Source organism: Butyrivibrio sp. AE3009, assembly GCF_000420845.1.
Taxonomy (GTDB): Bacteria; Bacillota; Clostridia; order Lachnospirales; family Lachnospiraceae; genus Butyrivibrio.
This window is the reverse complement of record NZ_ATVS01000013.1, coordinates 24,133-36,874: the sequence shown is the minus strand read 5'-3', so window position 1 is coordinate 36,874 and position 12,742 is coordinate 24,133. Positions and strand designations below refer to the sequence as shown.

The following is a 12,742-nucleotide window of genomic DNA, read 5'->3' as shown; positions in this document are numbered from 1 at the left end:
TTTTATATAGCATATTTGAATTATTTCTTCTTGCCGTTAACAGCGTCCTTAAGGGCCTTACCAGCCTTGAATTTAGGAACTGTAGCTGCAGGAATCTTGATGCTGGCGCCGGTCTGAGGGTTCTTACCTGTTCTGGCTGCTCTCTTAGCGGTCTCGAATGTACCAAAGCCTACAAGCTGAACTTTGCCTTTCTTCTTAAGCTCCTTAGAAACAGTGTCTGTGAAAGCCTTAACAACCTTCTCGGAGTCCTTCTTGGAAAGACCGGTCTCTTTTGCGATAGCATCAACAAGTTCTGTCTTATTCATGGATTTTACCTCCCTCAAATAGAGTGTTTTCAACTACAAAAAAAATTTTACACCCATTTTATGCATGATACAAGACGTTTGGTTCGTAAAAATGCCAAAAATTATAGCGGTTTTTAGTGCATAATACTTAAAAACCGCTTAATTCAATACTTTTTATAAATTATTCTACCGAAAAACAGATGACATCACATGGTTGAAACTGTAGATTTGTAAAGCTTACGGAAATAGAAGCTTGAAAGTACCAGGGATGCCAATTCAGCAATAGGGAAGGCAAACCAGACATTATTAAGTACTCCTGTCTTGGATAAAAGCCATGATGCGGGGATAAGAACCACGAGCTGACGGCCTACTGAGATGATCAGTGAGTAAAAACTCTTGGAAAAGGCCTGGAATATAGATCCCATGGCTATACATATGCCTGCAAGAGGGAAGGATAAGCAAATAGTACGAAGGGCGGGAATACCGATTTTTACCATATCTTCCGATGCATTGAACATATGCAGCAGAGTCTCGGGAATAGCAAGGAAACATACTGTTCCGACACACATAATTGATAATGCAAGGATGAGAGCGAACTTAAGGGCTTCTTTAATACGCTCTTTATTTCTTGCGCCGTAATTATATGCAAGAACAGGTATAAGTCCGTTGTTAAGACCGAATACAGGCATAAAGAAGAAGCTCTGAAGCTTGAAATATACACCAAATACAGCAGTTGCGGTCGATGAGAAGGTACCGAGTATCAGGTTCATCAAATAGGTCATTACGGAGCCGATTGACATCATCAAAATCGAGGGTATACCAACAAAATAGATATCTTTGATGGTTGATAAATCAGGTGTGATGATCTTTTTGAATGCAAAGTTGATCTCTTTGTTGAACTTCAGATTGCAGAATATTCCGATGCTACAGCCAACAAACTGTCCGAATACTGTGGCGTAAGCAGCACCCGCAACTCCAAGTTCGGGGAAGGGGCCGATTCCGAAAATCAGAAGCGGATCAAAAATAATGTTAATAATAGCGCCTGTTCCCTGAGAAATCATGCTGTATATGGTCTTTCCGGTTGACTGCAGAAGTCTCTCAAATGTCATCTGGAAAAACAGTGCAAGTGAGCAGCAACAGATGATTCCGAGGTATTCTGCGCCGTATTCCCTGATCACAGGATTCGTAGTCTGAGTGTTGATAAATCTGCCGGCAAAAAATATTCCGATGATCAAAAATACGATGTAATTAAAAAATGTCAGGAGCAGACCGTTATTGGCGGCGGAATCCGATTTGTCAAAATCTTTTGCACCAAGGGATCTTGAAAGGAGTGCATTGATGCCGACGCCGGTACCGGAGCTCAGGGCAATCATAAGATTCTGCATAGGGAAGGCCAGTGTTACGGCAGTAAGAGCATATTCGCCTTCGCCGATCTGGGCTACGAAAATACTGTCAACAATGTTGTACAGAGCCTGCACAAGCATTGAGAGCATCATTGGAAGTGACATGCTGATGATCAGCTGCTTTACGGGCATAACGCCCATCTTGTTCTCTTTTGTGTTCATGATAATTCCTTTACTCTCTATTTCTCTTTTACAAAGTACACAGTATAACAGATTAAAAAAATAAAAATAAGACCTTTTTATGAATTATTATGGTTCAACACAGATAAATAAATATTTGAAATATTTATGGGTTTTTTCTTTGCTGTATAAATTAAAAAGGCTGATTGAATACAAGTTGGAACAGGCTTTTAATTTATTCTTTTGAATAAAATCTGTTATTTTTTCATAGGATTTTTCAATATTTATTTCTGAGTTGCCGTGATAACATATTACAGCCCTGGTGCTGGGGATTGGCTTACTTTGAAGGTCGTCTGCGGGAAGCAGCGATAAACTTACGATACTGTTGTAAACATATTTTTTATCTAAAAGATCTTCGTAAGAAATAGTTACACCGGTTGGAAAATTGGACAGTGCACCTTCTCCGGAGGTATGCCGCAGGTGCACGGATATATCTGAGGCTATGTCAGCGGTATGGAAAGCTCCGCCTTTATTGGAAATTAGCGTCTGAGTTATGCTTATTTCCGGAATCTGATCCAGCATGGGAATTCCGGTGCTGTCTGAATCATATTTTCCGAGGATCCACATTGCAAGGTGCAGGGAACTGATTTTTTTATTTATTAAATATAATTCCCGCTGCATATCGGTAATTTTGGAATTAACCATTCTTGTCAGGCTGTCCTTGGTGGAATTATGAATAATATTTTTGATTTCTTTGATTGAGCAGCCGGCCTGTCTCATGGTTGTGATAAAAAAGAATGAGCTGATCTGAGAAGCGGAATAATAATGATATCCGTTTTCGGGATCGATCCTTGGAACGAGAATATCCTGCTCATAATAATATCTCAAAGTGTCTCTTGTGGTCTCACAGAGCTTGGCGAATTGACCAACGCTGAGTGAATAATCGAGTTCATTACCCGAATAATCATTTTTGCCCATATTTGCCCCTAAATTTCGATTTTTGATTATTTGACGATAAACAAGTCAAAAAAGTATTTTTCACGCCTAAAATAGGCCAAATTTCGAGTCGATTTTAAAGCTGTTTTTTGGCGAAAAAAAATAATTGAATAAAATGTATTGACCTGGGGGTAACCCCCAAGTTTATTGTAGCAAAGAAAAGTACGAAATCAATGCCAAATGTACATCGGTTACCTAAAAGGGAATGTAAGGTGTACAAAAAGGGAATACCTAAAAATGAATTCAAAAAAAGAAAAGGAGAATGAAAAAATGAAAGACGTAAAGGGAACAATCATCAGAATCATTGCAGAGTATCTTGACAAGGAGGAGTCAGAGATCAGTTCAAGCGCAACTTTTACAGATATCGGACTGGATTCACTGGATATCATGGAGCTTGTTATGCAGATGCAGGAGGAGCTCGATTGCAAGATTGAGCTTTCACAGGAGATCACAACAATCGACAAACTGGTTGAGCTGATTGAGAAGCAGTAATATCTCATAACAGACGATATTACATATTCGGAGGAGCAAAAATGGAAAAAAATCCGATTTGTGAGCTGCTTGGTGTCGAGTACCCGGTTATCCAGGGCGGAATGGCCTGGATAGCTGATGCGGAACTGGCAGCTGCAGTTTCAAATGCCGGCGGTCTTGGGCTTATAGCGGCAATGAATTCCAATGGGGAGCAGCTGAGAGAGCAGATCAAAAAAGCAAAGGCTCTTACAGATAAGCCATTTGGTGTAAATCTTATGCTTATGAGTCCTTTTATCGAAGAGGCGGTGGACGTGGTCTGCGAAGAAAAAATTAAAGTTGTCACGACCGGAGCAGGCAACCCTGCCAAGTATATGGAGAAACTCAAAAACGCAGGAGTGACTGTTATATGCGTAGTAGCGAGTGTACCTCTTGCGGTAATGACCGAGAGAATGGGCGCCAGCGCAATAATAGCAGAAGGTTGTGAATCCGGCGGACATGTCGGTGAAACCACAACAATGGCCCTTGTTCCACAGGTTGTAGATGCTGTAAATATACCTGTCATTGCAGCGGGCGGAATTGCCGACGGAAGAGGAATGGCAGCTGCATTTATGCTGGGGGCCAAGGCTGTGCAGATGGGTACAAGATTTCTTACAGCCAGGGAGTGCAATGTTCATCCCAATTACAAGGAAAAGGTTCTGAAGGCCAAGGACAGAGATACCATCGTTACAGGAAAAAGGCTCGGTCATCCTGTCAGGGCACTGAAAAACAGAATGACACGTGATTTTAATGAAATGGAGTCAGATAGCACTACACCGGCAGAAGTTCTCGAAAAAATGGGAGCAGGTGCTCTCAGAAGAGCCGCAATTGAAGGAGATGTGAAAACAGGATCTTGTATGTGCGGACAGATAGCAGGCCTTGTAAACAGTGAGAATACCTGTGAAGAGATCATCACCGGTATATGCAGAGATGCCTTCGCACTTATGGGGGCATGACCGGAGGAAGTATGGGAAAAATAGCGTTTTTAATGGCCGGACAGGGGAGTCAGTATCCGGGTATGGCCAGGGAATTTTTTGAAAACATCAAAGAAGTACATGACTTTTTCGGAGTTGCAGAGGCTATAAGGCCGGGAACTCTTGCTCAGATAATTTCTGGCACGGAAGAGGAACTTAAGCAGACAGAAAATACACAGCCCTGCGTCTTTCTCGCGGATATGGCCAGTGCTATGGCATTAAAAAACGAGGGAATTAATCCTGACGCAGCCGCAGGCTTCTCACTGGGTGAGGTCGCAGGACTTGCAATAACAGGCGCTATGTCAAAAGAGGATGCCTTTAAGCTTGTATGCACCAGAGGAAAGGCAATGAATAAAGCCGCAACTGAGCATGAGGGTGTCATGATAGCTGTTCTTCGCATGGACAAAGAGGAGCTTGAAAAAGTCTGTGAGGAAACGGGCGTATATCCCGTTAATTATAATTGTCCGGGACAGATCGTGGTTTCCGGCAAAAAGAATGAAATGAAACATCTGATGGAAATCTTATCCGAAAAAAAGGTGAGATACGTCGAGCTGGCCACATCAGGCCCTTTTCACACACCATATATGGGCGGCGCTTCCGAGGAAGTACGCAGCGTCTTGAAGGAAAAGAAGTTATATAACATAAATAGCACTGAAATACCGCTCTATGCCAATATGACAGGTACTCCTTACCCTTCGGAAGAAGAGGAAATAGCTGAAACACTGGCACTTCAGGCATCTAACAGCGTCAGATGGGAAGAAACCATCAGAAACATGGTAAAGGACGGAATCGACACCTTTATCGAGTGCGGCCCCGGTAAGACTCTGTCAGGTTTTGTAAAAAGAATCGCCCCGGAGGCAAAGATTTATAACGTAAGTGATATGGAATCCCTTATGAAGGTCAAAGAGGCTCTTGCAGGAGCTTAAGACTATAGGGAAAGAGGTGGATATATGATCTTAGAAGGGAAAGTCGCGGTAATTACCGGCGGAACAAGAGGAATAGGTCAGGCAATTGCCGGTAAATTCGCAGAAAACAGAGCTGACCTGGCTATTATCGCAACACGTGTTACCGATGAAGCAAAAAGCGTCGTTATGGAGCTGGAACAGACCGGAAGAACCGTAAGGCTCTATACCTGCGATATTTCTGATGCAGAGCAGGTTGCTTCGGTTGCAGAGGAAATCATGGCGGATTTCGGTAAAGTGGATATTCTGGTAAATAATGCCGGAATAACAAGAGATAACCTTCTTCCAAGCCTGGGAATAATGGATATTGACGATGTTATTAACGTGAATCTCAAGGGAACCATGTATATGACAAGGGCATTTATCAGAAATTTCATAAGGCAGAGAAGCGGAAATATCGTAAATATCAGTTCCGTCGTTGGACTTATGGGAAATAAAGGACAGACCAATTATGCCGCTTCCAAGGCGGGAATTGTAGGCTTTACCAAGTCTGTTGCCAAGGAATACGGAAGAAGAAATATCAGGTGTAATGCTATTGCACCGGGATATATCGAGACTCAGATGACTGAGAAGCTCCCGGAGAATATTCAGGAAGAGTTAAAAAAATCCCTCGCAATCGCAAGGCTGGGAAAACCCGAAGATGTGGCTAATCTGGCGCTTTTCCTGGGAAGCGACAATTCATCTTACATAACAGGAGAAGTGATCAAAGTTGACGGAGGAATGTATGTGTAGAGTAGTTGTAACCGGCATGGGAGTAATTACCCCTGTTGGAAATGATTTGGATACTTTTTGGAATAGTCTTAAAAACGGTGTCTGCGGAATTGATAAAATCGGCCGTTTTGATGCATCAAGGCTTAAGGTAAGTCTTGATGCGGAGGTTAAAGGGTTCGAACCAAAATCCTGTTATGACACCATGCAGGAGATCAGAAAATCAGATCTGTTCATGCAATATGCCATGGGAGCAGCCAAGCAGGCAGTTGAGCAGAGTGGGATTCTCGAATCAGACCTGGATAAAGAGCGTTTTGGTGTGTATATAGGCTCAGGAATAGGCGGTATTAACACAACCATCAGAGAGACCAACAAGCTGGCTGAAAAAGGCCCTGAGATGGTGTCTCCTTTCTTTGTTCCCATGATGATCAGTAATATGGCGGCAGGCGCAGTTTCGATCAAGTTCGGGGCTAAGGGACCTACACTTCCGGTGGTTACGGCCTGTGCCACATCAACCCACACAATTGGTGAGGCCTACAGAGCAATCAAGCACGGTTATGCGGATGCAATAATAGCAGGTGGTAGCGAAGCTTCGATAAATGAGCTGGCCATGGCCGGATTTGTAAACTGTCAGGCCCTTAATCTTGCAGAGAATCCCGATGAAGGAAGCCTTCCCTTCGATAAGAGAAGAGGCGGCTTTGTAATGGGTGAAGGTGCGGGAATCCTCATTCTTGAGGAGTATGAGCACGCCAAGAAGCGCGGCGCCAAGATCCTTGCAGAGGTTGTCGGCTATGGAAATACCGCTGATGCATATCATATAACAGCTCCTGATCCTGAAGGAGACGGCGCAATTAGAGCAATCAAGAATACCGTAAAAGAAGCGGGAATAAGCGATGACAACGAGATCTACATCAATGCCCACGGTACAGGAACACATTTAAATGATGCAATGGAGACCAAGGCAATCAAGGCTGTTTTTGGTAAAAAAGCATATGATATTCATGTTAGCTCAACCAAATCCATGACCGGCCATATGATGGGAGCAACAGGCGCAGTAGAGGCAATTGCTTCTGTTCTTGCTCTCAAGGACGGAATAATCCCTCCAACCATCAACTACAAGGAAAAGGATGAGGAGTGTGACCTTGATTATACGCCTAATGAGGCTGTGGAGGCAGATATCGAATATGCTATCAGCACATCACTTGGCTTTGGTGGACATAACGCATGTATTGCATTCAGGAAATACACAGAGGAATAAAAAATGAATTCTTTAAATGATTACGGAGATCTTTTTGAAAGGCTTGGGCTAACGGAACTATCTGTAAAAGAGGGAGATTTTGAATTAACTCTTAAGAAAAAAGCTGATATTTCTGAGGCTGTTGTCGTAAGGGAAAATGCAGAAGAACCCCCGCAAAAAAATAATAATGTAATCAGCATTGACGGTGGCAAAACCAATCCCAAGGGACAGAGTAAGCAAGGTACAGAGGTTAAGGCCCCTCTCCTTGGAATTTTCTACGGTAAAGTTGGGGAGAAAGAACCCGTAAAGGTAGGCGACAAGGTTAAAAAGGGCGACTGCCTCTGTACCATAGAGGCCATGAAGATGCTCAATGAAGTGCTTTCCCCAATTGACGGCGAAATCGTGGAAATTTCTGCGAAAGACGGAGAGCTTGTCGAATACAATCAGATGTTATTTGTTGTTGCATGATTTTCTGAAAAATAAAAAGAAAAAGGAAAAAAATGAATAAAGAAGAATTGATGAAAATCCTTCCCCACAGAGAGCCCATGCTCCTGGTGGAGGAGGCCTTCGTAAACGAGGATGGGACGGCAACGGGGTATTACACCGTAAAGGGCGATGAATATTTCCTTCAAGGGCATTTCCCCGGAAATCCCATCGTACCGGGAGTTATTCAGTGTGAGATGATGGCGCAGTCAGCCTGCGTATTATTTGCTGACAAGATGACACAGGAAGGGTTCATTCCGGTGTACACAGGACTTGATAAGGTGCGCTTCAGGGGAATGATAAAGCCCGGAGATACAATCAGGATCGACACAAAAATATTAAGAGAGTGTCCACCTATGTTCATGCTTCACGGAGAGGTGTCGGTGGACGGAAAAAGATGTATGAGCGGAGATTTTTCTTTTGCAATCGTAAAAGAAGATAAGGAGAGCTGATATGTTTTCGAAAATTCTTATTGCAAACAGAGGCGAAGTTGCGGTCCGCGTAATTAGGGCCTGCAAGGAAATGGGAATAAAAACAGTTGCTATATATTCAGCTGCCGACAGGGATGCGCTGCATGTTGAAATGGCTGATGAGAGCTATTGCATCGGCGGACCGCTGGTCAAGGACAGCTATCTGAATATGGCTGCGATAATTACCGTTGCCAAAAAATCCGAGGCTGAGGCCATTCACCCCGGCTACGGAATGCTGTCGGAAAATCCCGAATTTGCCAGAATTTGCGAAGAAAATGAGATAACATTTATCGGTCCCGGCTATGAGGTTATGGCTAAAATGGGGCAGAAGGAGCTGGCAAGGGAAATTGCCACAAAGGCAAATGTTCCGATCTGCCCCGGTAGTGATCTTTTAAAAAATGTGGAAGAAGCAGTAAATGTCGCAAAAGAAATAGGATACCCTGTTATTTTAAAGGCGAGAGCAGGAGGCGGAGGCAAGGGCATCAGAATCGTAAGAGAAGAGGCTGAGCTGGAAAATGCCTTCTATCAGGTAAAAAAAGAAGCAAAGAGCTCTTTTGCCGATGACGAAGTCTTCATGGAAAAATACCTTGAGGGTGTGAAGCACGTGGAGGTTCAGATAATCGCCGACAAATACGGGAAGGTTCTGGCGCTTGGTGACAGGGACTGCTCTGTTCAGAGAAAAAATCAAAAGCTTATTGAGGAGTGTCCTGCTCCGGTTCTTGCAGAGGACGTCAGAGAAAAAATGTATGAGGCCGCAAAGGGCCTGGCAAAGGCCGTTGGTTATGTGACCGTTGGCACTGTGGAATTTTTGCTCCATGGAAATGATTTTTATTTTATGGAGATGAATACGAGGCTTCAGGTGGAGCATTCGGTTACGGAGATGGTATGCGGGATCGATATTGTGGAATGGCAGATACGAACCGCTGCCGGAGTGGCCCTTGCCTTCGACCAGGATAATATTCTCAGGAACAGACATGCCATTGAGTGCAGGATCTGTGCGGAGGATTCGGCGACCTTTACACCGGCTACCGGTAAGGTTGAGCTCCTTCATGTGCCGGGAGGCGTGGATGTGAGATTTGACTCCGCGCTGTATACAAATTACGAGATCACACCATTTTATGATTCCATGCTGGGAAAGCTGATCGTATGCGCCTCCACAAGGGACGGAGCCATCAGAAAAATGAAGAGCGCCCTGTCGGAATTTGTCTTGGTGGGTGTCAGCAATAATAGAGATATTTTTATGAAGTTTATGAATAACAGTCGTTTTGTATCGGGTAATTATGATACCGGAATTTGTAAGAAAGTGCTGTGAAAAATGGAATTAAAAAAATTATTCCTAAAGGCGGATAATGAGCTGGAAAGTGCTCCAAATAAGCTGTTGGGAAGAAAAATAACCTGCAAAAAATGCGAAAATAAAATAAGTGTCAGCAAAATAAGAAAAAATTATTTTATCTGCCCGCAGTGCGGACATTATTTTACCGTAAGGGCCAGAAGAAGAATTCTGATGCTGACGGATAAAAGAAGTTTTATTGAGATGGACGCAGATCTGGAGTCCAAAAATATCATAAGTTTTCCCGGATATGAAGAAAAGCTGGCGGCTGCCAGGGAAAAGAGCCGGGAAAATGAAGGCGTTATATGCGGGACAGCAACCATTTGGGGAAGAAAAATATGTATTTTTTCCATGGATGCGAATTTTATGATGGGCTCCATGGGTGCTGTTGTGGGAGAGAAGATCACAAGGCTCTTTGAATATGCCACGGATAATAAGCTCCCTGTTCTTGGAATTACTGTATCCGGCGGAGCCAGAATGCAGGAGGGAATGATCTCTCTTATGCAGATGTCCAAGGTGTCAGCTGCGGTTAAAAGGCATAGCAACAGCGGCGGCCTCTATATAGTGCTGCTGACCAATCCCACAACGGGCGGCGTTGACGCAAGCTTCGCAATGCAGGCTGATATTACTCTGGCGGAGCCGGGGGCAAGAGTTGGTTTTGCAGGTCCCAGAATTGTTGAAAAGACCACCAATCAGCCGCTACCGAAGGGCTTTCAGAGGGCTGAGAGCGTTCTGGAGTGCGGGTTTATTGATGATATTGTGCCGAGAGAGGTTCAGATGGACTATCTTGGGAAGCTCTTGGAGCTTCATGGGGAGAAATAATTATGGATGCATATGAGATTGTTAAGGCGGCCAGGGAAGAGGGACGTCTTACCGCTATAGATTATATAAATGAGATTATTGAGGATTTTGTCGAATTTCATGGGGACAGGCTCCATGGCGATGATAAAGCTGTGATCGCAGGCATCGGAAGGCTAGGAAATACCGCGGTTACGGTTATAGGTGTAGAAAAAGGGAAGAATACCAAGGAACGCATAACTCATAATTTCGGAAGTGCCAAGCCCGAGGGTTACAGGAAAGCCCTAAGGCTCATGAAACAGGCGGAAAAATTTAAAAGGCCTGTTATCTGCTTTGTCGATACTGCGGGTGCCTACTGCGATCTATTATCCGAAGAAAACGGGCAGGGAAGGGCCATCGCCGACAATCTGTTTGAAATGTCTGATCTGAAAACCCCCATTTTATCAATTGTAATAGGAGAAGGCGGAAGCGGAGGAGCGCTGGCGCTGTGTCACAGCGACCGGATCTGGATGATGGAAGACGCTTATTTTAGCGTGGTTTCTCCCGAGAGCTGCGCAAACATCCTCTGGAAAACTACTGACAAAGCTCCTGAAGCTGCTGCAGCCCTGTCTCTTACGGCTAAAGATCTGTATAAGCTAGGGATAATTGACAGGATCTGTCCCAAAGGTGACCAAAAAGGGCTTAAAAAGGAAATGGAAAAAGAGCTGGAAATACTGATGAATACTGAGTTAAATGAGCTTATTGAAGGCAGGTACCGAAAATTCAGGACAATTGGTTACTGATGTTATTTATATTGTGAAGAAGAGGTGCAAAATGTCTGAAATATACGAAGATTATTACAAAGAAATAACAGGAAAAAACGGTGAAATAATTAAAATCGAGACTTCGGTGACCCCGCATTTTAATTTTGCCTATGATGTCATGGACAGGCTGGCGCTTGAAAATCCTGATGGAACTGCCATGGTACATGTAAGCGCCGAGGGAGCGAGAACAGTTTTTTCGTATGCTGATATTAAGCGGCTTACCGATAAAGCAGCTAATGCATTTATGTCACTTGGAATAAACAGGCATGATAGCGTGATGCTGCTGCTTAAAAGAAGATATGAATTCTGGATCAGCATTCTTGCGCTTCATAAGATTGGTGCGGTGGCTATTCCCACATCTCATATGGTGTCTTCCGAGGATATTGAGGAAAGAATAAAGATTTCCGGTTGTAAAGCTGTGATCTGTGTTAATTCTGAGCATATATGTAAGAAAGTCGCAGATGCTGTTGATAAATTTGATGTAGTAAAAATCGCTGTTGGAGAAAAATATGAGGATTTCATAGAATTCAGCGGTTTGTTAGAAGGGGCAGCGGCCAACTTATTTCGCATAACTACGAATGCAGAGGATGACATGCTATATTATTTTACTTCCGGAACCAGCGGATCGCCAAAAGCAGTTATTCACGACTTTTCTTATCCGATAGCACATATTTATACTGCAAAAAAATGGCACGGAATAAAAAAAGGAGGCCTGCATCTGACCGTTGCCGACTCCGGATGGGCCAAGACAGCCTGGGGCAAGCTCTACGGACAATGGTTCCTTGGAGCTGCGATCCTTGTATATGATTATGAGCAGTTCTATGCAGCTGATCTGTTAAAAATAATTTCCGAGGAGGGAGTAAATACTTTTTGTGCACCTCCGACGGTATATAAATATTTAATTTTGGAAAAAATAAATGATTTTAATTTAAATAACCTTTGTTATGCTACAACCGCCGGAGAGTCCATGCCTAAAGAGGTTTCAGCTAAATTCACAGAAAAAACAGGCCTTGTAATTCGAGAAGGTTTCGGCCAGACTGAGACCGCACTTCAGATATGTACACCGGAGGATGGAGTGCAGGTTCCGGGGTCAATCGGAAGGCCTTCACCACTTTATAACATAGCGCTGCTGGACGATGCAGGAAATCTTGCAAAACCTGGGGAGGAGGGAGAAATAGTGATAATTCCTGACTCCGAGAGGCGCCCTATAGGAATTTTCAAGGGATACCTGGGAGATGAGAAGCAATATGAGGAAGTTTGGCGCGGAGGCGTTTATCACACTAAGGATAAGGCTATAGGTGACCAAAAAGGGAACTTCTTTTTCCTTGGAAGGGGCGATGATGTAATTAAATCAAGCGGCTACAGGATCGGCCCTTCCGAGGTTGAGGATATCCTTATGAAGCATCCTGCGGTGTTTGAGTGCGCTGTAACAGGATTCCCTTCTAAGAACAGGGGAAATGTGGTTAAGGCCAGCATCATTCTTAAAAAAGGTTATGAAGCCAGCCAGAAGCTTATCACAGAGCTGCAGGATTTTGTAAAAAAGAGGGCAGCTATATATAAATATCCAAGAATAATTAAATTCGTGGACGATCTGCCCAGGAGTTCCAGCGGCAAGATCAGCAGAGCCATGATACGCAAACAGGATGAAGCAAACGTTGGATAAAGCT

The 12,742-nt window shown here is 43.7% G+C and carries 14 protein-coding genes; 11 read left to right on the top strand and 3 right to left on the bottom strand.

Annotation, left to right across the window (positions count from 1 at the left end; all coding sequences use genetic code 11):
• Positions 1-20: 20 nt before the first annotated feature.
• The 3 genes from G588_RS0108695 to G588_RS0108685 form a co-directional block, all read right to left on the bottom strand.
• The gene (locus G588_RS0108695) at positions 21-305 is read right to left on the bottom strand and encodes an HU family DNA-binding protein (RefSeq protein WP_022778348.1); all 285 of its coding nucleotides are present in this window, start codon (positions 303-305) and stop codon (positions 21-23) included.
• Positions 306-490: 185 nt separating this feature from the next.
• On the bottom strand, positions 491-1,849 hold the full coding sequence (locus G588_RS0108690) for an MATE family efflux transporter (RefSeq protein ID WP_022778347.1): 1,359 nt from the start codon (positions 1,847-1,849) through the stop codon (positions 491-493).
• Positions 1,850-1,936: 87 nt separating this feature from the next.
• Positions 1,937-2,785: a MerR family transcriptional regulator gene (locus G588_RS0108685; protein ID WP_022778346.1), complete on the bottom strand. Its 849-nt coding sequence runs from the start codon at positions 2,783-2,785 to the stop codon at positions 1,937-1,939.
• A gap of 198 nt (positions 2,786-2,983) precedes the next feature.
• Here G588_RS0108685 and G588_RS0108680 point away from each other — a divergent pair, with 198 nt between their 5' ends.
• Genes G588_RS0108680 through G588_RS0108630 form a run of 11 tightly spaced genes read left to right on the top strand, consistent with a single transcriptional unit; the run spans position 2,984 to position 12,738 of the window.
• A complete protein-coding gene (locus tag G588_RS0108680; RefSeq protein ID WP_081644299.1) occupies positions 2,984-3,295 on the top strand; it encodes an acyl carrier protein in 312 nt (103 codons plus the stop codon).
• 41 nt (positions 3,296-3,336) lie between these two features.
• On the top strand, positions 3,337-4,266 hold the full coding sequence (gene fabK / locus G588_RS0108675) for an enoyl-[acyl-carrier-protein] reductase FabK (RefSeq protein ID WP_022778344.1): 930 nt from the start codon (positions 3,337-3,339) through the stop codon (positions 4,264-4,266).
• A gap of 11 nt (positions 4,267-4,277) precedes the next feature.
• Positions 4,278-5,210 carry an ACP S-malonyltransferase gene (locus G588_RS0108670; RefSeq protein ID WP_026668670.1) on the top strand — a complete coding sequence of 311 codons (933 nt, stop codon included), beginning with the start codon at positions 4,278-4,280 and terminating at the stop codon, positions 5,208-5,210.
• A 24-nt stretch (positions 5,211-5,234) separates the two neighbouring features.
• Complete coding sequence (gene fabG, locus G588_RS0108665; protein WP_022778342.1) at positions 5,235-5,978, top strand: 3-oxoacyl-[acyl-carrier-protein] reductase; 744 nt, start codon at positions 5,235-5,237, stop codon at positions 5,976-5,978.
• The gene (gene fabF / locus G588_RS0108660; protein ID WP_022778341.1) at positions 5,971-7,212 is read left to right on the top strand and encodes a beta-ketoacyl-ACP synthase II; all 1,242 of its coding nucleotides are present in this window, start codon (positions 5,971-5,973) and stop codon (positions 7,210-7,212) included. The genes fabG and fabF overlap by 8 nt, the downstream gene beginning before the upstream one ends.
• 3 nt (positions 7,213-7,215) lie before the next feature.
• A complete protein-coding gene (locus tag G588_RS21490; protein WP_022778340.1) occupies positions 7,216-7,659 on the top strand; it encodes an acetyl-CoA carboxylase biotin carboxyl carrier protein in 444 nt (147 codons plus the stop codon).
• 32 nt (positions 7,660-7,691) lie between these two features.
• Positions 7,692-8,126, top strand: coding sequence for a 3-hydroxyacyl-ACP dehydratase FabZ family protein (locus tag G588_RS0108650; RefSeq protein ID WP_022778339.1), 435 nt, complete (start codon positions 7,692-7,694; stop codon positions 8,124-8,126).
• Between the two features lies 1 nt (position 8,127).
• Entirely contained in the window at positions 8,128-9,456 is a 1,329-nt protein-coding gene (locus G588_RS0108645) for an acetyl-CoA carboxylase biotin carboxylase subunit (protein ID WP_022778338.1), read from the top strand.
• A 3-nt stretch (positions 9,457-9,459) separates the two neighbouring features.
• Positions 9,460-10,296, top strand: coding sequence for an acetyl-CoA carboxylase carboxyltransferase subunit beta (locus G588_RS0108640; RefSeq protein ID WP_022778337.1), 837 nt, complete (start codon positions 9,460-9,462; stop codon positions 10,294-10,296).
• Positions 10,297-10,298: 2 nt separating this feature from the next.
• The gene (gene accA, locus G588_RS0108635; RefSeq protein ID WP_022778336.1) at positions 10,299-11,054 is read left to right on the top strand and encodes a carboxyltransferase subunit alpha; all 756 of its coding nucleotides are present in this window, start codon (positions 10,299-10,301) and stop codon (positions 11,052-11,054) included.
• 31 nt (positions 11,055-11,085) lie between these two features.
• Entirely contained in the window at positions 11,086-12,738 is a 1,653-nt protein-coding gene (locus G588_RS0108630) for an AMP-binding protein (RefSeq protein WP_022778335.1), read from the top strand.
• Positions 12,739-12,742 lie beyond the last annotated feature (4 nt).